Source organism: Kamptonema animale CS-326 (genome assembly GCF_028330895.1).
Taxonomy (GTDB): Bacteria; Cyanobacteriota; Cyanobacteriia; order Cyanobacteriales; family Microcoleaceae; genus Kamptonema; species Kamptonema formosum.
Window position 1 is genome coordinate 1 of the sequence record NZ_JAQMUA010000170.1, and the last position, 24,338, is coordinate 24,338.

General features: G+C 42.4%; 23 protein-coding genes and 2 pseudogenes. 20 read left to right on the plus strand and 5 right to left on the minus strand.

The genetic code is table 11. The annotated features are described in order from the left end of the window. The 6 genes and pseudogenes from PN499_RS09995 to PN499_RS10020 all read left to right on the plus strand — a co-directional run. Window positions 1-408, plus strand: a pseudogene (locus PN499_RS09995) (tetratricopeptide repeat protein); the annotation flags it as partial. 122 nt (window positions 409-530) lie between these two features. Continuing rightward, window positions 531-1,064, plus strand: coding sequence for a cytochrome b6-f complex iron-sulfur subunit (petC, locus tag PN499_RS10000; RefSeq protein ID WP_272031689.1), 534 nt, complete (start codon window positions 531-533; stop codon window positions 1,062-1,064). A gap of 35 nt (window positions 1,065-1,099) precedes the next feature. Beyond that, window positions 1,100-1,540: a protein tyrosine phosphatase family protein gene (locus PN499_RS10005; protein WP_272031690.1), complete on the plus strand. Its 441-nt coding sequence runs from the start codon at window positions 1,100-1,102 to the stop codon at window positions 1,538-1,540. 105 nt (window positions 1,541-1,645) lie between these two features. Then, window positions 1,646-2,086, plus strand: coding sequence for a NifB/NifX family molybdenum-iron cluster-binding protein (locus PN499_RS10010; RefSeq protein WP_272031691.1), 441 nt, complete (start codon window positions 1,646-1,648; stop codon window positions 2,084-2,086). 46 nt (window positions 2,087-2,132) lie between these two features. Next, window positions 2,133-2,513 carry a rhodanese-like domain-containing protein gene (locus PN499_RS10015; protein ID WP_272031692.1) on the plus strand — a complete coding sequence of 127 codons (381 nt, stop codon included), beginning with the start codon at window positions 2,133-2,135 and terminating at the stop codon, window positions 2,511-2,513. A gap of 98 nt (window positions 2,514-2,611) precedes the next feature. Further along, window positions 2,612-3,067: a DUF2214 family protein gene (locus PN499_RS10020; protein WP_272031694.1), complete on the plus strand. Its 456-nt coding sequence runs from the start codon at window positions 2,612-2,614 to the stop codon at window positions 3,065-3,067. Window positions 3,068-3,136: 69 nt separating this feature from the next. Here the strand turns inward: PN499_RS10020 and PN499_RS10025 are convergent, their stop codons facing one another. Continuing rightward, on the minus strand, window positions 3,137-4,462 hold the full coding sequence (locus PN499_RS10025) for an NAD(P)/FAD-dependent oxidoreductase (RefSeq protein WP_272031695.1): 1,326 nt from the start codon (window positions 4,460-4,462) through the stop codon (window positions 3,137-3,139). A gap of 362 nt (window positions 4,463-4,824) precedes the next feature. On the opposite strand from PN499_RS10025, the gene PN499_RS10030 reads away from it, so the two are divergent. From PN499_RS10030 to PN499_RS10060, 7 genes are all read left to right on the plus strand, one after another. Then, on the plus strand, window positions 4,825-5,532 hold the full coding sequence (locus tag PN499_RS10030) for a 4Fe-4S dicluster domain-containing protein (RefSeq protein WP_272031696.1): 708 nt from the start codon (window positions 4,825-4,827) through the stop codon (window positions 5,530-5,532). Between the two features lie 11 nt (window positions 5,533-5,543). Then, a complete protein-coding gene (locus PN499_RS10035; protein ID WP_272031698.1) occupies window positions 5,544-6,590 on the plus strand; it encodes a heterodisulfide reductase-related iron-sulfur binding cluster in 1,047 nt (348 codons plus the stop codon). Between the two features lie 124 nt (window positions 6,591-6,714). Next, complete coding sequence (locus PN499_RS10040; RefSeq protein ID WP_272031700.1) at window positions 6,715-7,785, plus strand: FAD-dependent oxidoreductase; 1,071 nt, start codon at window positions 6,715-6,717, stop codon at window positions 7,783-7,785. Between the two features lie 11 nt (window positions 7,786-7,796). Continuing rightward, window positions 7,797-8,384: a 4Fe-4S dicluster domain-containing protein gene (locus tag PN499_RS10045; protein ID WP_272031701.1), complete on the plus strand. Its 588-nt coding sequence runs from the start codon at window positions 7,797-7,799 to the stop codon at window positions 8,382-8,384. Next, window positions 8,381-9,247, plus strand: a complete 867-nt coding sequence (locus PN499_RS10050; RefSeq protein ID WP_272031702.1) for a CoB--CoM heterodisulfide reductase iron-sulfur subunit B family protein — start codon at window positions 8,381-8,383, stop codon at window positions 9,245-9,247. The genes PN499_RS10045 and PN499_RS10050 overlap by 4 nt, the downstream gene beginning before the upstream one ends. Window positions 9,248-9,300: 53 nt before the next feature. Then, window positions 9,301-9,441: a hypothetical protein gene (locus tag PN499_RS10055; RefSeq protein WP_272031703.1), complete on the plus strand. Its 141-nt coding sequence runs from the start codon at window positions 9,301-9,303 to the stop codon at window positions 9,439-9,441. A 289-nt stretch (window positions 9,442-9,730) separates the two neighbouring features. Continuing rightward, window positions 9,731-10,000, plus strand: a complete 270-nt coding sequence (locus PN499_RS10060; RefSeq protein WP_272031704.1) for a hypothetical protein — start codon at window positions 9,731-9,733, stop codon at window positions 9,998-10,000. Window positions 10,001-10,146: 146 nt separating this feature from the next. Here PN499_RS10060 and PN499_RS10065 read toward each other — a convergent pair whose 3' ends face one another. Then, complete coding sequence (locus tag PN499_RS10065) at window positions 10,147-10,821, minus strand: hypothetical protein (protein WP_272031705.1); 675 nt, start codon at window positions 10,819-10,821, stop codon at window positions 10,147-10,149. Window positions 10,822-10,963: 142 nt separating this feature from the next. Between PN499_RS10065 and PN499_RS10070 the strand changes: the two genes are divergently transcribed. The 4 genes from PN499_RS10070 (at window position 10,964) to PN499_RS10085 (ending at window position 12,660) form a co-directional block, all read left to right on the plus strand. Then, window positions 10,964-11,290 carry a hypothetical protein gene (locus tag PN499_RS10070; RefSeq protein ID WP_272031706.1) on the plus strand — a complete coding sequence of 109 codons (327 nt, stop codon included), beginning with the start codon at window positions 10,964-10,966 and terminating at the stop codon, window positions 11,288-11,290. A gap of 120 nt (window positions 11,291-11,410) precedes the next feature. After that, the gene (locus PN499_RS10075; RefSeq protein ID WP_272031707.1) at window positions 11,411-11,950 is read left to right on the plus strand and encodes a GIY-YIG nuclease family protein; all 540 of its coding nucleotides are present in this window, start codon (window positions 11,411-11,413) and stop codon (window positions 11,948-11,950) included. Window positions 11,951-12,146: 196 nt separating this feature from the next. Further along, window positions 12,147-12,398 (plus strand): type II toxin-antitoxin system Phd/YefM family antitoxin, encoded by a 252-nt coding sequence (locus PN499_RS10080; RefSeq protein ID WP_272031708.1) that lies wholly within the window; start codon window positions 12,147-12,149, stop codon window positions 12,396-12,398. 4 nt (window positions 12,399-12,402) lie between these two features. Then, window positions 12,403-12,660, plus strand: coding sequence for a type II toxin-antitoxin system RelE/ParE family toxin (locus tag PN499_RS10085; RefSeq protein WP_272031709.1), 258 nt, complete (start codon window positions 12,403-12,405; stop codon window positions 12,658-12,660). 71 nt (window positions 12,661-12,731) lie between these two features. Here PN499_RS10085 and treY read toward each other — a convergent pair whose 3' ends face one another. Both treY and treZ read right to left on the minus strand, forming a co-directional pair. Then, window positions 12,732-15,524, minus strand: a complete 2,793-nt coding sequence (treY, locus tag PN499_RS10090; protein WP_272031710.1) for a malto-oligosyltrehalose synthase — start codon at window positions 15,522-15,524, stop codon at window positions 12,732-12,734. Window positions 15,525-15,631: 107 nt separating this feature from the next. Further along, a complete protein-coding gene (treZ, locus tag PN499_RS10095) occupies window positions 15,632-17,455 on the minus strand; it encodes a malto-oligosyltrehalose trehalohydrolase (RefSeq protein ID WP_272031711.1) in 1,824 nt (607 codons plus the stop codon). Between the two features lie 304 nt (window positions 17,456-17,759). Between treZ and PN499_RS10100 the strand changes: the two genes are divergently transcribed. Together PN499_RS10100 and lepB are read left to right on the plus strand one after the other, a co-directional pair. Continuing rightward, the gene (locus PN499_RS10100; protein WP_272031712.1) at window positions 17,760-19,826 is read left to right on the plus strand and encodes an amylo-alpha-1,6-glucosidase; all 2,067 of its coding nucleotides are present in this window, start codon (window positions 17,760-17,762) and stop codon (window positions 19,824-19,826) included. Between the two features lie 70 nt (window positions 19,827-19,896). Continuing rightward, a complete protein-coding gene (gene lepB / locus PN499_RS10105) occupies window positions 19,897-22,602 on the plus strand; it encodes a signal peptidase I (RefSeq protein ID WP_272031713.1) in 2,706 nt (901 codons plus the stop codon). Window positions 22,603-22,713: 111 nt separating this feature from the next. Here the strand turns inward: lepB and PN499_RS10110 are convergent, their stop codons facing one another. Next, entirely contained in the window at window positions 22,714-23,847 is a 1,134-nt protein-coding gene (locus tag PN499_RS10110) for a calcium-binding protein (protein WP_334311676.1), read from the minus strand. On the opposite strand from PN499_RS10110, the pseudogene PN499_RS10115 reads away from it, so the two are divergent. Beyond that, a pseudogene (locus PN499_RS10115) lies at window positions 23,753-24,338 on the plus strand (hypothetical protein); the annotation flags it as partial. The gene PN499_RS10110 and the pseudogene PN499_RS10115 overlap by 95 nt on opposite strands.

Below are 24,338 nucleotides of genomic sequence, written 5' to 3' on the forward strand. Positions count from 1 at the left end.
CTCGAAACTGCGATCGCAGCTTACACTGCTGCATTAGAAGTTTACACCCGCGATTCCTTTCCCCAACAATGGGCTCAGACGCAAAATAATCTGGGTGCTGCCTACCGTCAAAGAATCAGGGGAGACAAAGCTGAGAATATTGAAATGGCGATCGCATTTTACACCGCCGCCCTCGAAGTCTACACCCGCGAAGCTTTTCCCCAATATTGGGCAATGACGCAGAATAATTTGGCAACTGCCTACGCTAACAGAATTAGGGGAGACAAAACTGAAAATATCGAAATGGCGATCGCATTTTTCACTGCCGCCTTAGAAGTTTACACCCCCGAAGCTTTTCCCCAAAACCATACTCAAACCTTACTTAATTTGGAGCTTGCCTATCAACAAGTTTCCAACTTACAGTTATAGCGCTTCGCGCTGGAGGGCAAGCTTCAACCAGAGAAAGTAAAACCATTGACTTGACTAATTAACTAATTAGTTATATAGTAGTATCACAGGTGCAAATTGCACCAACTTGAGAACGAATCAAAATGGACAACAGTTTTCCCCTCGACAGTCCTTCCATCTCCCGTCGGCAATTGCTCAATTTTTTGACGGGTGCAGTGGTGGCCTCCACTGCGGGAGCCGCACTTTACCCACTAGCCAAATACTTTATCCCACCGACAGAAAGCGGCGCAGGAGGAGCAATTATCGCCAAAGATAAATTAGGCAATCCCATTCCTGCCAGCCAGATATTAGCAGAACCCCCTGGAACTCGCGCTTTAGTTGCTGGGTTAGCTGGCGAACCTACTTATTTAATTGTGAAACAAGACGGCGCGATCGACAATATCGGAATTGTCGATAACTGCACCCATTTAGGTTGTACATTTCCTTGGAATGAAACCGACCAACAATTTCAATGTCCCTGTCATGGTTCTCGCTATAGTCCTGATGGTTCTGTCGTGCGTGGGCCCGCACCTCTCCCACTGAAATTAGTTCGCGTCACCGTTGAAAACAACACAATTTTGATGGCTCCTTGGACAGAAATTGACCCGCGAACTGGGAAAACTCCCTGGTGGATTTAAGGATAAATCAATTAATCAACTGTAGGACAAAATTAATGTTTCAAAACGTAACCGAATCTCTAGCAATTGGTAATATTGTTTCCCCGGAAGAACTGAAAGAAATTCACCAACAAGGCTACCAAACCATCATTGATTTGTGTACAATCAGTGAAGGCAATCAATTGAATGCAGAAGAAATCAAACAACTGGGATTTGAATTTGTTAGTCTGCCCATCGATAGACTAAACTTAAGTCCAGCCACTCTCGAAGGCTTTATCCAAGCCGTTGATGCCGCACCCAAACCAATTTATACGCGATGTGCGTCAGGTTTACGAGCCGGAGTAATGACTTTATTAACTTTAGCTATTGAACAAAACTGGACGGAACAGCATTATTTAGAGCGTCGGCAGGCTTTGGGACTGGAACACAAGCCTAATTGCCCCTTGGAAGCTTATGCTCATCAGTATTTTCAGTCCCAGACAACCTCAAAAGTTTAGCAAACTTCCCACCTAAATCGCCATCTCAGTTAAAGATTTTCAACCATTGAAAGTAACTGACGCATCAACCCTAAATCATCAACACTTTAAAGAGCAGGAGAAGCCATGAAAATCGCCTTATCTAGTCAAAATAAAACAGCTATCACAGAACACGCTGGACATTGCCGCAAGTTTTGGATTTACGAAACTAACGCCACAGAAATTCTGGGAAAGGAACTTTTAGAATTATCTCCAGCACAATCTTTTCACGATAGTTCACCCGATGAATCCCATCCTTTAGATGATGTACAAGTTTTGATTGCTGGGGGAATGGGACGCGGTTTGGTGGAAAGGCTGGAACGCAAAGGAATTGCAGCAATTGTCACGAAAGAAACCGATTTAGACAAAGCGGTAAATGCTTATCTTGATAGTTCTTTGGTGAGAGAAGAAGCTGAATGTCACGAACATGACAGTGAACACAAACATGAAGGAAAACACCATCATAAACATCGTCACGAACACGGTCATCAACATCATCACGAATGTGCAGCCGAAGGTGGTAATTAAGATTGTCAAAAAATGTTGGTGAGTTGAAATTGAAAAGAGGTTTTCAATGGCATCTATATCTTTAATGAAACCAAGTCTGGTTAATCTCTCCCCTCTAGAATTCACTCAGTTATCTAACCGACCTTTATTAATTGATGTTCGCAGTCAGTTAGAGTATGCCACAGGTCACGCTCCTGGTGCAATCAATCTCAGTTTACCTCGAATTTTGATCGGGAGAATTTCTTGGCTTCGCAAATGGATTTTACCCCAATGGTTTCGAGATTTGCCCCAATATCAACCCATTGCTGTTATTTGTTTAACATCTCACCGCAGTCCAATTGCTGCCGACTTTCTGATTAAGTCAGGTTTTGAAGCGGTTTTTAATATTACTGGCGGTATGGTAGAATGGCGGCAATTGAAATTAGAAATAGCAATGGGTAAAACTTGAGGGTTTAATGGTGGGTATATTACCCCACCAACTCATTTCCCAGACGCTTTTTAACCTAGCAAAATTCTCTAGATCGTTGCACTTTTTCTTAGACCATCATGTGGACAAGTTCAATCACAGCTTATTTCCATTACTTAGGCTTCATGCTAGCATTTGCATCTCTGACAGTAGAGATGTTCAACTTAAAAAAAGAAATGACGCTTGATGAAGCAAAAAGAGTGGCTTTTGCTGATGCAGCTTATGGGATAGCTGCGACAATCATTCTAGTGACAGGAGTATTGAGAGTTCTCTACTTTGGCAAAGGAACAGATTATTATCTAAATAATCCCTTTTTCTATGCTAAAATAGGTGTGTTTATTCTAGCCAGTTTATTTTCCCTGTATCCAACATTCACCTTTATCTCCTGGTTTAAAGACTTGCAAAAGGGTGAAGCTCCCAGTTTAGAGATTGCCCAGGTAAACCGACTATCTTGGCTAATCAAAGGAGAATTATTCGGTTTTACTTTATTGCCACTATTAGCAGCAGTTATGGCAAGAATGAGTGGGTGGAACTGATGTAGAAAACTGGCGGCAATTTAGCGAGTTTATTTAGTTCTGAGTTAAAAAGTCGTATCCGCAAACAACTCAATCAGTGATAGAAGCTTTGAAACTATTTTTATTCATTGCCTGACCTTGCACGGAATCGCAATTTTTTAACAGCGACAATCCGAACAAAATTCGCAAAGCCCAAATTTCAAACCAAGGCAACCCCCAACCCAATTTCATTTTAATCAGGAAATACTTTTCAAATGCTGCTTTTGCCCAGTTAACCCAGCGTCCTTGCAAAGAGTATGAGTAACGCCGTTTACCTGTTTTTGGATCTGGTAAGACGGGGGCGGCAACATAGACAATGCCTGTATCGCCAAATTCAGCAAAACAAATCGCTTCCAAAGTTGCTGTTTTTAAACTATCTGCGATCGCGCCTAATTTTACACCAATATTATGCGTCACTGCCAATCCCATTGCTTCTGTCATTTGTCCGGTTTTAGGTAATCCCAGTCCAGAGATTGCTTGATTTTCCGGTAACTCTACGCTGACACCAAGGGCATAAACTGAAGATAATTGAGGATGTTCGTAGCTAGGTAATACGGGAATAAACCCTTTTTCATTGCCCAAACCCGGCACTTTATGAATAAAATCTACTCCCCGGAAAGCTGGAAGAATCATGGCATATTCAAAGGGGAGTTTTCGCCCACCAGCAAGGGCGATCGCTTCGGTATCAACGGAGGTAATTTGAGCGTTAGTTAGTGCTTCAATTCCTCTTTTTTTCATCAAATTTTCGGTTGATTCTTGAGAGTTACTTAATCCATCTAAACCTAAATGTCCGAGGTAAGGTTCTGGTGTCACAAAAGTAATCGATACTTTGTCCCGCAAACCTCTGCGCCGCAGTTCCCACTCTGCCATGAATAAAAATTCATAAGCTGGCCCAAAACAGCTCACTCCTGCCATTGCCCCTACCACCAAATGACGGGGATTTTCTAAGAATTTTAGCCAAGCTGTTCGCGCTTCTAAAGCATGATGGGGCGAGCAAACTGAATGAGTGTAACCCCCATCCGGCCCCAGTCCGGGGACAGCATCAAAAGCAAAAGAAGCACCTGTCGCGATCGCCACATAATCATAATCAATAATCCGATTTTCTTCAACTGTAATGTGTTGAGTTTCCGGGTTAAAGTTGGTGACATTTCCTAATATCCATTCAATCCCGTGTCGCTGAGTTAACTCAGGTAGGTCTAATTGAATCTGTTCTAGGGATTTAAGATTTAGGGCTATCTGGATTAACCCAGGAATAAAAGTAAATTTGGGCCGATCGGAAATTAATATTACCTGATGTTCCTTCGGCAGCAGATGTCGCAGTTCATAAGCGGTAGGAAGTCCTCCTAACCCCGCGCCAATTACAACCACTTTTGCCATTTTGTTGATTTCCTTTTTCTGTGCGATCGCAAGCGTTGCAGCTTGCGGACTCTTGTAAAGGTAGTATTCCTTTTTTTTCTCTACTTCCTATAATTATGACCTACAAAATGCACATTAAATATAAATAGGATTTAGACCAAACTATCTTTAACGCCAGTCTGTGTTGGCGATATTGCTGGACTCATGGTGCATCTTAATCAATATGTTGTTACCCTCTAGCACTCTAAAGTATTGAGTATTTTTACTTAGTTTACCCCTAAAAATTAATTTAAAAACTCTCTTGACAATATAGCTAATTAGTTATATAGTGAATAAATGAACAAGAGGCATAACCTCAGCGACTCAAAAGAGGGGGTTAATTCATGGGCAAATTATTTAACGAACTTAAACAAGACATCTTGTATCAACACGGCATGAATGCTTGCCTAAACTGCGGCGTATGCACAGCAGTTTGTCCGGCAGCAGAGTTTAATGACTACTCTCCTAGAGAAGTGATGAACATTTGCCAATCTGAATCTGATGATTGGATTGAAGAGTTACTTAAGTCCGACAAAATTTGGTATTGCGGGCAATGTTTTTCTTGCAAAACGCGCTGTCCGAGAGGCAATAGCACCGCCTCAGTTATTCTTGCCCTGCGCCGACTTTCCGTTCGTCACGGTTACTTTGCCGAGTCGGAAAAAGGCAGACAGCAATTATTTGCCAAGCGAGTATTTGGGGAAAATGTATTGAAACGAGGCTATACCTTGTTAGCTGAAAATATCAGCCCCACCCACTTCCCCGAACTCGGAGAAAACTGGGAATACTATTACGAACATAGAGAAGAAATGCGCGAATGGTGGGATGTGCCGATGAATCTGGAAAACAGCCCAGGTTCGCACAGAGTTATTCCCGAAAAAGACATGGAAGAATTGCGGGCAATTTATAAAGCGACCGGGGCGATTGAGTTAATGGATGCCGTAGAAAAAGGCATGGAAAAGAAACTAGGTAGCAAAGAAGAAGTAGAAAAATATTGGCAAAATTGGGTAGAAACGGCTGATAGCAGAAACTACGAAATGAACGAAAATAAATAAGGAGAAAAATAATGAAGGTAGCCAGAGAAAATATAGCTTGGGAAAAACACCAAAAGCAAGTTCCAACAGTAGATGATGAAGGCGGCAAATTGTGGGGATGTTTCCGCAGTTGCTTTCTCCAAAGTGCTGCACCATATACCGAAGGCATTGCCTATAAAATCTTAAAAAACGATTTAGGCATGGAATTGCGGGAAGCACCCGGACATACTTCCTGTGGCGCAATTGGCTATCACGGAGATGTGTCAAACTTGGAAACACAAATGGTAGTTGCGGCGCGAAACTTTTCCATTGCCCATCACGAATTAGGTGTAGATAATCTATTTTCATTCTGCGTCACTTCTTTTGCCAATTACACAGAAATGATCAAACTCTGGGAAGAAGAACCGGAGTTACGAGAATACACCGAAAAAACCTTAAAAGAAACCACCGGACGAGAATTTTGGATTCCTCACGTATCGGGAGGAAGACCATCTGTTGTTCATGCTTCCGATGTGTTTTTTGCCAATCGGCATAAATTAGCTGCTAAAGCCAAGTATAGTCTCAAGGGAATTAAAGCAGTCGATCACATCGGATGTCACTACGGAAAAATATTTCCCAGTGAGTGCATGGGTGGTGCTGAGTTTCCAGAAGTATTAGTAGGGATGTTGGAAGCTTTTGGTGCGGAAATTGTTGACTATCCAGAAAGAAGACATTGCTGCGGTATGGGTTTCCGGCAATGTGCTTTTCCAGAGAATAGAGACTACACCGCAAGTAGCGTCTACAAGAAGATGAAAAGTCTAAAAGAAGCTCACCCCGATTGTAACTTAATCCTTACCAATTGCCCGGGATGTACGGTGTTTTTGGATGCGGAACAAGGAACGATTAAAGAAGTTTTGGAAGAAGAATTTAACGTCAGCGTTTTGGACTATGCACAATTGACCGGGTTAATGTTAGGCTATGACCCGTTTAAGGATTGTGGACTGAATGCGAAAGTCGTTGAAATCGAACCTTTGCTAGATAAAATCGGCATTCCTTATGACAAATCTAAGACTGCCGAACAACGCCGAAGACCATTTTAAGAGGTGAGAAACCGGGTTTCTTCCTGGAAACAAATTTTTCTGGTAAAACTTAACCAGAAACCCGGTTTCTTTTCAACCAATCAAATAAACCCGGTTTCTTTAATTAACTCTAAAGGTCAAAAACATGAACAAACAAGTAGTCGTAATTGGTGGTGGTCCTGCGGGAATGGCGGCGGCTGGAAAACTGCAAGACTTTGGCTATGATGTAGTTTTAATCGAGAAACAAGCCGAAGTTGGCGGACATTTAAACAAGTGGTATAAAGTATTTCCTGATTTTACCGATGCTGCGGAAATTACCGCCAATCTCAAGGCTGGTTTGGGGAATACCAGAATTGTAAATAATGCTACGGTGACAGAGATTAAAGGTTCTGCACCTAATTTTCAAGTGACTATATCAAGAGGAGAAGAAATTGAGGCAGCGGCGATTTTAGTTTCAACAGGATATAAGCATTTTGATGCAACTTTAAAAGAAGAATATGGCTACGGAATTTATGATAATTGCATCAATTCCGTAGAACTAGATGCCATGCTGAAGGCACAAAGCGTTAAAACCAGAAATGGGAAAGTGCCGAAGAAAGTAGCGCTGATTCATTGCGTTGGTTCTCGTGATGAGAAGGTTGATAATAATTACTGTTCGCGAGTTTGCTGCACGAATGCCATTAAGGTAGGAATTGAGATTAAAGAACAGAATCCCGATTGTGAAATTTACTGCCTTTATATGGATATTCGGGTATTTGGTCGCGGTTATGAGGAACTGTACAGAACATCGCAAGAAAAGTATGGAGTGCAGTTTCTTCGGGGTCGGCTTTCTGAAGCGGGTGAGAAAAATGATGGCAGTTTATTGTTGCGATTAGAAGATACTTTAACCGCCAAACCGATGCGGTTGACGGTGGATCTTTTGGTCTTAATGGTGGGGATGGAAGGTAATTCCGAGTTAGCAGAGGTGGCTGGTTTAACCTTGGGTTGCGATCGCTTCTATGCTACTGCTCATCTGCAATATTCTAACAATCATTCTGCTCGATCGGGTATTTTTCTTGCAGGTGCAGCAACTGGGCCAAAAGCAATTATGGAATCAATTACTGATGGGCGATCGGCTGCGGCAGAAATTGCCAGTTTTTTAGTGAGCAATCAAGGCAATTTTGATTCTAACCTGAATGGGCAAGCAGTAACAACAATGGCAGCTTCTCTGAAGTGAGGTAAAAAATAATGTCAACAAAAGCGAAAAAATTTGTATTTGGTCTGAAGGTCGATCGCCAACTTGACGGCGATAAAATGAATCGGGAATTTCTCGATAAAGCGATCGCAGAAGGTGGAGAATCTGCGGCGATCGCAGCTTGTATGCAATGCGGTACTTGTAGCGGTGGCTGTACTAATATTGACCTGATGGATATGTCACCCAGAACCCTGGTTTTAATGGTGCAAAGAGGGGAATGGGAAAAGGTACTAAAAAGTAATGCTTTGTGGATGTGTAGTTCCTGCTATATCTGTACTTCCAGATGTCCGCGTGGGGTGCGTCCTGCTGATGTGATTGAAGCGGTAAAAGCGATCGCCATTCGAGAAGGAATCGAGAATGATTCTACCCGTTTTAATCAGATATTTGTCGAGTTAGTTCAGAAAAGAGGCATCCTATTTGAACCGGAATTAATGCAGAAATATGGCGGTTTACCAGCCACGATCGCACAAGCAGAATTGGGAATCAAATTAGCTCTCAAGGGCAAAATTTCGCCATTCCCAGCCAAAATTAAAGACCCCAAAACATTTAGTGCAGCCTTAAAAAAGGCAGGTAAAAAATGAAATACTCTTACTATCCGGGATGCAGCCTTCATACGACTGCTAAAGAATTCGATATTTCGACAAAAGTTGTAATGGAAGAACTGGGAGTTGAGTTAGAAGAACTCAAAGACTGGTCTTGTTGTGGCGGTTCCATTGCTGGAGGAGTTTCTCACGATGTTGGCATGGCAATGGCGGCAAGAAATGTCGCTTTAGCACAGAAACAAAATCTCGATCTTTTAGCCTCTTGTTCTGGTTGTTACAACAAGTCAGCTAAAGCGGCAAAAGCATTAGAAAACGGAACAGAAAAAGATAGAATCATGGCGATTCTTGCCGAGATGGGAATCACTGTTTCCGAGTACAACATTAGAGTTAGAAATGTTGTCGATGTTTTAGCTAACGATCTTGATATTTCCCGTCAAATTAAAAAACCTTTAACAGGGTTGAAAGTCGCTTGTTATTATGGTTGTCTGTTGACTCGACCCGCAGATATTACTGGTTGGGATTCTCCGGTTTTCCCTATGTCTATGGATAGATTGGCTCAAGCTTGTGGTGCGGAAGTTGTCGATTTTCGGTCAAAGACTAAATGCTGTGGCGGCCCGATTTTGGTATCTAAGCAAGAGGTAGCCTTTGAGTTGACGAAGAAACTATTAGATGAGGCAAAATCTCTCGATGCAGATTGCATTGTTTTGGCTTGTCCTTTGTGTGCAACTAATCTCGAACTTAGGCAAGCTGATATCGAGAAAATGTACAATGTTACTTACAATCTCCCAGTTATTTATATCACCGAAATTATCGGATTGGCTTTGGGAATGAAACCCGGAAAATTGGGAATGAATAAGCATATTGTGTCACCCCAATCTGTTTTGAAAAAACTAGGATATTGAGGAAGTAAGCTGTTACGCATTTAAATTTATTATTTGTATCTGTGACCTATTAAATGCGTAACAACTTAGCAGAATATCTCCGTTACCTGGACACTCAGCGCATCTGCGGAAGCTTGCCAGAAAATTCCAGGCAAGCGATCGCTCGATCGTTCCTTACCTTTCAAGTAGAACCAGCAACCCTACTCTATCAATAAAAACAAGCTCCCAGGGGAATTGAGCAAAAGCTAATGCTATTAATTCCTATTAATCCCTGCGATCGCGCAGCACTTTGTTAATTTTTTTTAAGCCTAACTATTTTAATCGCAATTCGTATAATAGAATACAGAAATAGGCAGAAGTATTCTTTCCCTGTCTCGAACGGGGATGATATAACTCAGCTTCAAATAACACCAAATTTTCTGGAACATCTGTTTTTTAACTTTTGAACTTTCCCACAGAAGTTTAAATGTGAACTTTTCATAACCAAAAATCCAAGAGGTTAACATGAATCCAATTGCTGAAATATTGTTGGAACAGGTAACTTATGCTCAAAATTTGGCGCAGCAAATCCTGTCGTTAAGCAGCTTAGACGAACCGGGAGTAATTTATGCCTTTGCTACTCCAGACACGCTGGTAATTAATTGTCGGGACGATCGAACGGCCTGGCTGTTTGACGAGGAACAATCGAAATTATATTTAGCGATCGCTAAGTTAAAGTGTTCGATTAAAACGATTGCGATCGAAAAAGCTGGGAAAAGGTTTTATTGCTGGTAAATTTGTCAATAAGGGGATACTCCTAATTGCCAGTTCATTGATTTGAAAAACTACTTTCTAGAACTTCTCAAATAACTGAGGTATGCGCCTACCAACTCCTAACTACTAATTACCAAGCATACCTCAATCACCTGAAAACTGGGCGATCAATTTTCCTGCAATTGCTTGACAGCGCGAGTAAGGCGCTGCAAATAGGGTTTGATGATTTCTCTATTCTGGTACTGTAGTTGGGAAACTTGATCCTGCAAGCGGTTAATCTGTGCTTCTAGTGCTGTTAAGTCTTTGGCGGGTTGATTTGTCAAGTATTCTAATTGATTTACAGAAGCTTTAACCTCATTAAAATCAGAAGTAGCACCGCTACGCTTAGGCAAATCTGCGGTATTATTTTTAATGTCAGTTAACTTTTCATCCATTAGTAAAAATCGGACATTCACAGTTTCCCAATCTTGCTCTCCCAGTACATTCGTCTCTAAAACGCGGAGTTTCTGTTGCAAGTCAGAGAGGATAGCATCGAGATCCTGCGAATTTTCCGGGATGGCGTGGACTTGGCGGTGGATGGATTCTACAACTGTATGGATATCCGCGATCGCAGAGTTAGCATTTTCCCGTACCTGTTCCTCGAAGCGTTGCCGATTGGCCAAATTCAGCGACAGAGCTAGAGTTAAGGGAGCAGCGGCATAGATAAATTGACCCGATAGTACCGCCGTCAACGTACCAATGGCTGAACCAGCAACAGATGCGTATTCCGCCACTTCTAGCCAGTTCCGCTGGCTGAGGGGGTGGCTTACAGCTTTAAATGATGAGTTCTCAATTTTCTGCATGGCTTGATAGTCTGGTAGATTGCATTATGGACATGATAGAGGCAATTTGGGGATCGAGAAGAGCGATCGCGTCAAAATTCAACTATAGCGATCGCTTCCATCCCTTAAATCCCCCAGTAGTTACTAAGGAGATAAAAATAAAATGGGTCTGAAAATTATTGAAAGCTTTGATAGCAATTTTACCCTGGAACCAGACGCGAAAGCAGAACTGTTTACTTTGTTAACGGCTGAAAACTTTCTCAAACAAGTAACCGAACAATTGCACTGCGATCGCGCCGAGTTTACAGAATTAATTTTCCAGCCAGTTCCTTACAGTACAGCAACACCGAAAGGGATGCCTGCTGAATTTGAGAAGTATCGAGAATCGCAGGATTATGAAATTATTAACGTCCCCCCTAACTTCATGTTCAAAGCTAAAATCTTTAAACCCAGTCGCCTTTGTGCCATTTATCGAGTTTTCATCAATTAAGTCTAAGAGAAAGAGAAAAAATGTTTCTTTTTAGGACAAAAAACACAGGAAACATCCTCTTTTTGAAAAAGACCTAACCCGATCCTTTCCTTCTTCCTTCTTCCTTCTTTCTTATCAACAATGACAAGCGAAATACCCTCCCTCGCTAGCTTAGAATTTATACCCTACATTGACGCTGAAGGTTTAGTTCCTAATAGCGTACAGGGAAAAATTGGAGTATATGCGATTTTTGACAACGAGAAAGTTCTGCAATTTGTTGGCTATTCTCGCGATATGTATCTCAGCCTCAAACAGCATTTAGTGCGCCAGTCGCAACGCTGTCACTGGTTAAAATTCCAAGCTATTGAACGCCCAAATCGTACCATTTTAGAAAACATCCGAGATGCTTGGATTGCCGAGAATGGTTTGATACCTGCTGGCAATGATTCTGAGCAAGCTAAGTGGAACGATCCGATCGATGTCAAACCCGCTATGACTGTTGAAGAACTAGCGAGTTATGAAAGTATAGCAATTGATGAAATTGCTAAAGATAAGTTGTTGAAAAATGTCGCGCGGCGAGTAGAGGCCGAAATTTTATCCTCCCTAAAATCGCGTGGCGTAACAGAGGAGATTCGCTTTAATCCTAAGCTGAAAACCAGCGGTTTACTGGATTTGAAGTAATGCTCGATCTCAAGGTATGTTGTTGCGCTTATGCGCTCTTGAGGGAAGACAGCCCAACAACGTACCTAGCCTACCTCGGATCGTTTGTACCACTTGGCTTTAGTTTTATTTGGGTTGGTTGAGAAAAGTGCGATCGCCTAAATCTTCAGCTCAACTAAAAATCAGATAAAATAGAGACATCGCTAGAGGTAAAACAATGTATCACGTTACAGCAGACTACGCCAAAAATAACTTTAACGAAGTAATCGAACGTGCCAGTGTCGAACCAGGGGGCGTTGTCATCGTTCAGGAAAATAAAAGTTTCATTTTAATTAGCCAAGAGGAGTTAGAAGCTTGGATGGAAACTTCAGAGTTGCTCCAAGACAAAAACTTACTATCTGATATTGAAGAGTCACGCGAACAATATAAGAAAGGTGAAGCTTTAAAAATGGATCGAGTATTTGGCTAACTTTATGACAGATTATCAAATTTTGTTTTCCAAAACTGCTCAGAAAGATATTGAGTTACTAGCGGTTGCACAAAAAGCAAAGTTACAGACAATTTTACAACAAGTTATAGCAAATAACCCTTATCTTGGCAAGTCACTTAAAGGTACTTTAGAGGGTCTGTATTCTTATAGGCTCAACCGCAAAGATCGAATTGTTTATGAAATCATAGAAGCTGATAAAGTAGTTTTCGTAATCAGAGCTAGAACCCATTACGGTGATTAGATAGTAATTGAAAGAAGTAGCGAGCGCACTGTCTAAAAAATGCGATCGCCTTCTAATTCCGCTACATCTATCTATTGACTAATCAGTAAAGCCACAGGAAAATTTTTAAGAGCCTCACCAATTGCTAACTTACCATCTGTTTTAATCATCTGCTCAGTAATAGCATTTTTCCAAACAGACGGTATTTGCCCTGCAAATTCAAGGCTAGTATCTCCCCATACCTCTTCACCGAGCGGCATTTCTTCTGGCTGAATCAGCGTCGTTAAAAAGCGAGGAGCAACTGTCACAACCGTCCTATCTCCATAGGTTCTAGCAAAAGCCACAACACGATCCTTAAACTTACCAATCGCCTCTAAAGGCTGATAGTTTCCTTCCTGAAAAACTTGCTGATATTGTTTTCTTGCCTCCAGAACTTTGGCAATCAAAAATAGCTTAATCCTGGCATCTTCCCGCGTCACAATCAGCTCCTCAATCAGCTTCAAAATATCCGCCTGAGCTTTCTCCTTAATCTCCCGCAACACCGCCACACGATGTTCAAAATTAACCGGCCGGCGATTATCTGGATCTACATGACTGAAATCCCAGAATTCAGTACCCTGATAAAAATCAGGCACACCGGGAGCAGTCGCTTTTAGCAGCGTTTGCGATAAAGAATTAAAAATTCCATATTGAGCAACCCGTTTCCAAAAAGGCATAACCTCCTTGATAAATTGATTTTCTTCGGAAGGCTCCAGAACATTATCAACAAAAGCCATAAAAGCTGCCTCGTAATCATTATCCGGCCTTAACCAGGCAGTGTGAACTTTAGCCTCACGGACGGCCTTAATCACAAAGTGTTTCATCCGCTCGATAAAGTCAGTATTTTCAATCCCCTCAAACGGCAAAGTTCCTACCAGTGTTTGATAAAAGAAGTATTCATCATTAGGAGCGGGAACCATTCGCCCCTTAAGATTTTTTCTTTGAGGACGATTGATCTCGCTCCAAGCTTTCACCTGTTTTTCCCATTCTTCTGGCATTTCAGAAAGCACATTAATTCGCGCTCGCACATCTTCCCCACGTTTAGTATCGTGAGTAGCCGTAGCATTCATTTTATGCGGCCAGACTTCCTGCTGCTTGCGGTTAAACTCGTGGAAATCGGCTAGGGAAATACCAAAATGACCGGGACTACCGCCAACTTCATTAAGGGATAAAAAGCGATTGTAGACATAGAAAAGAGTGTCCTCAATTCCCTTTGCCATCAAAGGGCCAGTCAACTGCTGAAGCTTCATTACAAAGTGACGCTGTTGCTCTCTTTGTTCTGGTGTTAAGCTTTCCTCTTCTTCAAGTAATAATAACTTTTCGATAAAGTCCAGTTCTTTCAGCAATCGTGGTTCTTGTTGCTTAGCTTTGGCAATCGCGTCTTTTACATAAGTACGATCCGATTCCCTTAATCCCTCCTGATTTATATAGGTTCGATAAACTGGGAAAATTGTTAAAACTGCACTAAGTGCTCTTGCTAAACCCAAGCGAGTAAAGTCATTTCCATGGCGAGATTTACCAGATATTTTTTTCAGCAGTTGAGCTAAATTGTCTACATCTCCCGCTAAATTCTTTTCAATAATCAACCCCTTCTTTTCCTTAAAAAGCAGTTCATAATTAGTATTTGCGCGGGTAAATCTGAAGTATATATCAGTGAACTGTTCCTCGTTCTCACCGCAACAGAAAATGCCGTTAACGTAGTTCAAAAAATCGTATCCACTCGTTCCCTCAATCGGCCAGTAAGAGGGTAAGTCTTCTTTTTGTTCAAGAATTTTTTCAACCGTAATGTAAACATCTCCGGTTTTCTCCCTGAGTCGTTTTAGATATTCTGTTGGGTCATAGAGTCCGTCAATGTGATCGATTCTCAGTCCGGTAAATTTCCCCTCTTCAATCATCTGGAATATCAAAGCATGAGTTTTGTGAAAAACCTTAATTTCTTCGACTTTAACAGAAATCAATTCATTAACAGTGAAAAACCGCCTGTAGTTAATTTCTTCGGCTCCCACTTTCCAAAAACATAGGCGATAAAACTGATCCGCTAGCAAACTATCCAGCCCGTAAAAACTTTCTGGATTCCCCTTTTCCCCATTAAAAAATTCGATATTTTTATCAATAAACTCCTTAACTGATGGATTTTGAATATAAAGTTCCCACAGAAGACCTTTAACAAAAGCTATCTGGTCATATCGTTCTTTACCTTTAGTTTCGGAAGGCGCACTTTTGATCAGGTATAGAATAGCAAGTAACTTGATAAAATCAGGATGCCGTCTTCCTAATTCCTTGGCAAGACGACCCAAATTATGAGTAATAAATTTGGCATAAGATGCGAGGCAGATTGGTAATTTTAGGCTATAGTAATTAACACTCAAACCACCTTCGTCATAATTGAGTTGAATCTCGCCATTTTCCAGACAATCCCCATAAAAATTCCCCAGCATGGGGGCAAGTATTCGCCCTTTGAGATTTTCATCAGGGTGATTCCATTCAATATCAAAGTAGTCAAAATAGTCGGAATCATGACCGTTTTCTAGTACGTCCATGAGAAACTGATTTTGAGAATCATAAGCCATGTGGTTAGGAACAATATCCTGTACCCATCCCATACCGTTTTCTTGGATTTTACTTACCAGTTCTTCAAAGTTTTCCGAGGTTCCTAGTTCGGGATTGAGGTGATTTGAATCAACAACATCATAGCCGTGAGTACTACCCTCTCTGGCTTTAAAGATGGGTGAAGCGTAAAGGTCAGTAATTCCTAATTCTGCCAGATAACTAATGATGTCATTCGCGGCTTTAAAGTCAAAACCTCCATGAAATTGAATCCGGTAAGTTGTTGTGGGAACCCGCATAGTTTTACCTTAAATTTTAAGAGTGCTAAAGTGCAACTACGAACTTTTACTTAAATTATTGACTTGGCATTCTTTACCTTGTCGAGTGGGCAATGCCTACCTTACTTTTATAGCTCATACAGTGCAAAAGTATGCGGCTTTATGGTCAATTCCTGGCCAGGCGAGAGCTTTTCAGGCAATTGAGAACCAGAACCCACCCATTTTTCCTCAGAAGAGTCTAGAATCTTCTTCCAGTTGCCTTGGGGAAGTGCCGACGTAAATGTGACATCTTCCGCATTGAAGTTTAAGATACAGAATATCTGGCTGTCATCACTCCAGCGACGTAGAAATAAGATTTTTTCATCTTCGTTACTAGACACATCTAGATTTTTCTTGTCCAGTTTTTTCATAGCCGGAATTGTGCGGCGTAGTTGAATTAATTTTTGATGCCATTCCCGTAAAACTTTGTGTTTGCCTTCTTGCTGTTTTTCCCAGTTAAGCTTGCAGTTATTAAAAGCGTCATAACTTTGGGGATCTTGGAATTCTCCTCTACCTTCAAAGACTTTAAATTCTTCTTGCTTGTCTTTCCGTATGGCTTCAATTAATCCCGGATCGGAATGAGAAACAAAGTACAAAAATGGTGCTTCTTCCCCGTATTCTTCCCCCATAAAAAAGAACGGGATATAAGGAGAAACTAAAACCGTACCAGCGGCAAGTTTCAAACCGTCAAAAGAGACTATCTTAGACAATCTATCTCCCAAGATTCTATTGCCAATTTGGTCGTGAGTTTGCGAAAATACAACAAATTTATGACCTGGTTCTTCTAGAGCAGAGTTTCCGTGTTTTCTTTTTCTATGAGGGGCGTATTGTCCAGAGTAAACAAAGCTTTCTCTAAAGGCTTTTTCTAGATGTTCGCACTTCCCAAAATCTTGGTAATATCTGTCATTTTCTCCCGTAAGTAAGGTGTGTAAGGAGTGGTGGAAATCGTCGCACCATTGGGCATCTAATCCAAAGCCGCATACTTCCTTCGGACGTAAAGCTCGAACATCATTTAAGTCACTCTCTGCTATTAGATAAAACTTCCGTCCTAATTCTTGAGAAAGGTCAGCAGTTAGGTCTGTCAGCTCTTGCAAGAATGGTCTAGCGCCTACTTCAAAAATTGCCTGAATGGCATCTAAACGCAGAGCATCAATGTGATATTCTTGGAACCAATAAATAGCATTTTCGTGAAAATAGTTGCGAACTCCATCGCTATATTTATCGTCAAAGTTGAGAGCGTCTCCCCAAATAGCATGATATTTATTTGTAAAGTAGGGGCCAAATTGAGAGATGTAATTACCTTCGGGGCCGAGGTGATTGTAGACGACATCAAGAATTACTGAGATGCCATGTTCGTGACAGGCATTCACAAATTTTTTGAACCCTTCCGGCCCACCATAGGAGTTTTGTACTGCGTAGGGATAGACACCATCATAGCCCCAGTTACGTTCGCCTGGAAATTGGGAAACTGGCATAATTTCAATGGCGTTAATTCCTAACTCGCTTAGAGATCCCAGTCGGGGAATTATCGCCTCAAATGTGCCTTCACTGGTAAAAGTACCGACGTGCAATTCATAGATAATCATTTCCTCTAAAGGAACGCCTTTCCACTCTGCATCTGTCCACGTAAATCTAGTTAGGTCAATAACTTCAGATGGCCCATGTACGCCTTGTGGTTGATATCGGGATGCGGGATCTGGTTTGTCGGTGGTTCCTTCAAGTTGGTAATAGTAAAGCGTTCCCGGTTCGATGTCTGTAGCTGTTACTTCCCAGTAACCTTCATCGGATTTTTTTTCCATGGGAATGAGGCGTTTCTCTGGGGAAACAATTTGTAGCGCGACCTCTTGGAGAGTGGGAGCCCAAACTGTAAATTTACATTTACCTAAACCGTGATATTCAGCACCAACTTTCACGTTTATTTTCCCTATTTCAAAGTTAATTTTACTTTTTGATGATGGCGGCGATAATGATGGGGAGCGAGCAAATAGTTGCGAAGATTTGAACTTGGCTGCGATCGCCCGTTAAGTCAATGTGAGTTTGACTTTAAAACGCCTATTTTGAAAGTAACTAGAGTTAAAGTTATAAACAACTAACTTTAGATAGAGTAACCAAGTGCTATAATTGTAACTGAAAAAACAGCAAAAAATCGCAAAACCTGCATTCTAGCTTGCACCGATTTGGTGGGCATAATTAAACGTAATCTGAGCCTACTTTTTTATGGTCATTGCCTTTGGACGGGAAATCTGCGGGAATCTCGACTCGGTTGAGTCCCGCGAGTGGTTGGTAACAAACGGTATCGGCGGTTATGCTTCAGGAGCGATCGCGAATCTGCTCACTCGCCGCTATCACGGTATGCTGGTAGCAGCTCTCAAACCGCCGCTAGGCCGCACTTTGATGCTGGCAAAGTTAGACGAAACCGCTTTATATAACAACTATACTTATCCGCTTTATACAAATCGTTGGGCTGACGGCACTGTGGAACCGCAAGGCTACAAGCACATCGAACGCTTTCACCTCGAAGGCACTACACCCGTCTGGAGCTTTGCTTGTGCTGACGCTCTCCTAGAAAAGCGGATCTGGATGCAGCAAGGTGCTAACACAACCTATACTCGCTACTACCTGCGCCGCGCCACAAAACCGTTAACCCTCGCTATTAAAGCCTTAGTCAATTATCGCGACTATCACCACCTCACCAACGCCGACGACTGGCGGATGAGCATCGATCCGATTGAAAAAGGAGTCTGCGTGACTGCTTTTCCGAGAGCCGTACCCCTTTATCTACTCATAGATGCCCAGCCAAACGCTAAATTTCACCTGTCTCTACCCGCTTATGATTGGCATTATGGGTTTGACTTAGCAGTGGAAAAATATCGCGGCATGGATCATTGTGAGAATCATTTGCACGCAACGACTTTTCACATTACGATTGAACCCGGAGATTTTCTCACTTTGGTAGCTAGCACTGAGAAAAATCCCGATCTAAATGGCGAAGCCGCCTTATACTTGCGCCGCACTTACGAGCAAGAATTACTGCAAACCTGGTCAAAAGTGAGCAATAATCCTGAGTGGGTGAACCATTTAGTGCTAGCTGCCGATCAGTTTATCGTCAACCGCCCTCTAGCTGACGAACCAGATGGGAAAAGCATCATCGCCGGATATCCTTGGTTTAGCGATTGGGGTCGCGATACGATGATTAGCCTCCCAGGTCTCACAATCTGTACTGGGCGTTACGACGTAGCGCGGTCGATCCTTCGCACTTTTGCTCGGTATGTAGATCGGGGAATGTTGCCAAATCGCTTTCCTGATGGGGCGGACGCTCCTGAATATAATACTGTAGACGCGACGCTGTGGTATTTTGAGGCAATCCGTACTTATTGTGAGGCCACTGGCGACGACCAACTTCTAGGGGAACTCTGGCCTGTTTTGGTAGAAATCATTGATTGGCATCGGCAGGGGACTCGCTACAATATACATCTCGACCCCGATGATGGTTTAATTTACGCTGGTGAAACGGGCGTACAGCTCACTTGGATGGATGCCAAGGTTGATGATTGGGTGGTGACTCCCCGGATCGGCAAGCCGATTGAGATTAGCGCTCTTTGGTACAATGCGCTACAGGCAATGGTAAATTTTGCTCAACGGCTGGGCAAGTCTCACATAGAGTATCAAAAATTAGCTGAGGCGACGGCAAAGGGTTTTGCTCGTTTCTGGAACGATGGGGTGGGCTATTGTTACGATGTTTTGGACGGGCCCGGCGGCCATGATGCCTCACTTAGGCCTAATCAGTTATTCGCGGTGTCGTTGCAAATTTCTCCAGATTCTTCTCCCTCTCCCCAACCTGCTAACCCTTTCTTGGCGCTGGCGGGGAGTAAAAAGATCGCTCGTTATGCATCCTTACTTACGCCAATTCAGCAGCGCTGTGTAGTGGATGTTTGTGCTCAGCATCTTCTCACTTCTCACGGTGTGCGAAGTCTTGCCCCGGAAGATCCGCAATATCAAGGTATTTATGGAGGCGATCGCTTCCAGCGTGATGGTGCTTATCATCAGGGCACAGTTTGGGGCTGGATGATCGGCCCGTTTGTTTTAGCTCACTTACAGGTATACAAAGATCCGGCGCGAGTTAGGGAACTGCTGGAACCTATGGCTAATCATCTCTTGGCGCACGGGGTGGGGAGTTTAAGTGAGATTTTTGATGGGGATGCCCCGATGCAGCCTAGGGGTTGCATTGCACAGGCGTGGACGGTGGCTGAGGTACTTCGGGCTTGGGCGATCGCGCAATGTTAGGATAGCTAATTGCTAATTGCTAATTTAGGATCAAGGCTACAATTAAAGTAGGGTCTTAAATGGTGGTGCTATGTCCAAAAAGCAAAATCCTCTCTATTGGTTTGCGTGCTTGATGTTGGGGACAATGGCTTTTGTTCTCTGTCCCTATTTTGTCAATCAGATACCCGGTTTAGGGTCACTGCTGAAAGATGTGCCCCCGATAATTATAGGTTTTGGGGCCTTTTTGGTGGCGATTTTCTTTGCCGCAATTAGCATTATCGCGCCACAATTGTTAACTTTAGGGGAAGTATCTTCAGAGGATTTATGGCGAGAGTTTTGGGCAAAAAATCAGGAGACAATTAACCAACGTCTTAAAAACTCTCTCGATCAAGGCTGTCATATTGATGTAATTAATAAAGATTCTCCCGCAGATTTGGCGCGATCGCAAACCCAAGTTCAAACTGTTTCTCCATCGGAAAATCCACAATCTCAATCTCCTTTTGGGAAAGGTTGGCGGAATTGGTTTAAGGGTTTGCAGTCGCCGCCGATTTTGTCGGGAATTATGGCGACTTTACCTCGGATTGAGGCGCGGCGCGAGTTGCAAAATTTACAAACAGCAGAAATAACTAATTTAGCAGCTAGTAAACCAATTTTAGAGATTTTTGAGGAAGCAAATCGGCGTTTATTAATTTTAGGAGAACCTGGAAGTGGGAAAACAACGGAATTACTCAAATTAGCGCAAGCTTTGGGAGAAGCAGCAGAAAAAGATCCTAAGCAACCGATACCGGTGATTTTTGAGCTTTCCGTGTGGCGTGGCGAACCGATGTTAGATTGGATGACGGAAGAAATGGAGGCGCGATATGGTTTGAAGCGCGAAGTTTGTCGGGAGTGGTTGCTAGGGGATAGAATTGTGCCGTTGCTGGATGGTTTGGATGAATTGGGAAAGAATAAGGCAAAGGAGGCAATTCTAGCGATTGATGCTTTGCAGGAACATTACGAACAGCAGCAAAAGGCGTTAGTAATTTGTTGCCGGAGTGAGGATTATGAAAGTATTAAAGATGATGAAAACCAGCGGGTTAGGTTGAGAAAAGTCGATCGGGCGGTACGGTTGTGTGAGTTGAATGATGCCCAAATTGAGGATTATTTAAGGCAACGTCAGGCGACACATATCTGGGAAGAATTAGAGTCTAATCGGGGGTTTAAGCAGTTAGCTAAGAGTCCGATGTTATTGAATTTAATGCCGATTGCTTACCCGAAGGGATTACCGGAAAATGCACCATTACATCCCGATGTGTGCCAGAAGCGATTGTTTGAGGATTTTTTGGCGCGAAAACTGCAACCAACTCAACAGGTAAGCGAGCCACCTCTGAAAGATTATGACTCCCAAAAAGCAAGGCATTATCTGGCATGGTTGGCGGCAAGTATGGGGCGAGAAGGGATTAATCAACGGGAGTTTTTAATTGAAGGTTTGCAACCAATTTGGCTGGAAAATCAACGACAGTTTAAACAATATCGGTTGATTGTCGGGATGATTTTAGGGCTGATTGTAGGGCTGATTGTAGGACTGATTGGTGGGCCGATTGGCGGGCTAATTTTAGGGCTGCATATTGGGCTTATTATCTTGCTGATTGGAGGTTGTGAGTCTATTGAATTGACAGAAAATTTCGATATTTCTTGGCGGGGAATTAAGCGGGGATTATCTTTAGGATTGCGCCAATGGATGATTTTCGGGATATTTTTCTGGTTGATTTTTGGGCTGAGTTTATGGTGGAGTATTGAGTCGATTTTTGAGTTAATTTTAGTGATAATTTTTGGGCTAATTTTCGGACTAATTTTAGGGATAATTTTAGGGATAATTTCTGGGCTAATTCAAGGTCTAAAGATTGATTTAAAAGTAAGAAAATACCCGAATCAAGGAATTTGGGAAACACGAACGAAAACCTTAATGATGATGGGTTTATCAATATTATTACTCTTTTTATTGATTGTTATTATACCAAATTGGCCAACAAGACAAGACGTGAACTTGGTTAAAAGCTTAATGGAAGCGGGAGGAATCGGGTTTTTCTGGGGGGGATTCATCTTAGGGGGTGGCGTGGCGCTGGTTCAGCATTTTTCGTTGCGGTGGGTATTGTATCGTCAGGGTCAAATGCCTTGGAATTATGCCAAATTTCTCACGGCGGTAAGTCAGGCTGGTATCTTAAAACAATCGGGGGGACGTTTTCGATTTTATCACGATAAACTTAGGGAATATTTAGCCCAGGATATGGCAATTGCTTCTTATTCAATCCCTAAATCTCAGACTAAGTGGCTTTTATTATTTGTATTATCTTTACCTCTCCTTTTATTGTCAATTAGCAGCACTAATTTTTCTACAAAAAGGATCGCTGAAATCGGAATGAAACCAATTTTACAAAATAAAGATACAATTTTAACAGACTATATTACCTACTATTTTCGTAATTTTCACCGAGGCGATATCATTTTCTTCAAGGTGCGAAACCAGACAGATATTAAATATACAGATACTAAATATCTTATTGGACAACCTAACGAAACCATCGAAATTAAATCCGGTCAGATTTTGATTAATGGCGAAGAAATTAAAATAGACAATATCCAATTACCCAAGAATTTTCGCCAAGGCAAGGTTACTCTGAATGCCGATGAATATTATGCTGTAGTTACCGATCCCAATTATACTGGTGATGATGTTGGTTTAGTTGTCCCTCGCAAGAATATTAAAGGTCAGCTTGTCTTACGTCTCTATCCCTTTAACCGCGTTGGCTTTCTCTGAAGATTTAAGGTAAATGTCGTAACCAGTAGCAGAACAAACTGCGATCGCGAAACCCCAGTTTCTGTTTGATAGGGCGATCGCCAATCGCAAATTTTCAGTTAGAACATATACTTAGAGAAACGCCAGCGTAAAATTATCTTGAGTAATCAGATTAGCTTGCACCCCGCTGAGGGTAGCTAAGACTTGACCAGTTGTAGCGATCGCGATTAAACTTCCACCAACATCTTGACTAACATTTAATTGCTCAAAAGTCAAGCCACCCCTTAAAATCAAGAAATCCTCACCAACCGTAAAATCTGCGATCGCATCACTTCCCCCTAAACCCAAAACAAAGCGATCGCTACCACTCCCACCCACGAGTACATTATCCCCCAAATCCCCGCACAGCCAATCATCACCATTTCCCCCCCTCAAAGAATCGTTATCTTTGCCACCGTAGAGAGTATCATTCCCTTCATCACCGTCTAGGCGATCGTCACCCTCACCGCCAAAAATCAAATCATTACCGCTACCACCGCAGATACAATCTTCTTCACCCTTAGCAGCGAGTGCGATCGCGCTACCAATATCACCAAAAATCGTATCGTTCCCATCGCCACCACAGATACTATCATCACCGCGATCGCCCCACAACAAATCATCGCGATCGCCACCCAAAATCACATCATCATCCTTGCCACCTTGTAGAGTATCATTATCCTCACCTCCCAAAAGCGTATCTTCCCCTTCTTGTCCACTCAAAAAGTCGTTTCCAGTACCACCAAATAGGAGATCGCGGCCATTCAAATCAGGATCGGAGGGGTTGAAAGTGCCTCCAAATAAGCTATCTGCACCCTCATCGCCAAGTATAGTATCATTACCGCGATCGCCCCAGATTAAATCATCATCCTTACCCGCGATCGCCACATCATTATCCTTGCCCGCAAAGATAGTATCATTGCCAGCATTGCCATTAATATAATCATTACCCTCATTGCCTAGAAGTAAGTCGCGATCGCTTTCCGAACCAATAGGAAATTCGCTAGCAAATCCCCCATAAATATTATCATTTCCAAGCTGGCCAAACAAAATATCATTATTGCCAAAACCATTAATAGCATCATTAGCATTACTACCGATTAGAATATCATCGCTATCCGTCCCGTTGAGAGTGCTATCTGTCGAATTAGGGCCAGGAATAGGACTCAGACTTGCTAAGCTAATCTGTTTGCAAATACAATTATTTTCCTCAAAAGGGGAAGGAATTAATGTTGGAGTTGGCGTTAGCGCAACTGATGGAATAGGCGTTGATGATGGCGTTAGCGTAACTGATGGAATTAGCGTTGCTGATGGAATTGGCGTATTTGATGGAATCGGAGTTGCTGATGGAATTGGCGTATTTGATGGAATCGGAGTTGCTGATGGAATCGGCGTATTTGATGGAATTGGCGTATTTGATGGAATCGGAGTTGCTGATGGCGTTGGAGTTGTTGATGGAATAGGAGTTACTGATGGCGTTGGAGTTGTTGATGGAATCGTAGTTACTGATGGCGTTGGAGTTGTTGATGGAATCGGAGTTACTGATGGCGTTGGAGTTGCTGATGGCGTTGGAGTTACTGATGGAATTGGTATTGGTGTTGGTGTATCTGATGGTGTCGGTGTAACTGATGGCGCTGGAGTTAATGATGGAATTGGTGTTGGATTTGGGGTAACTGATGGTGTCGGTGTTGGTGTTGGGGTAACTGATGGTGTTGGTA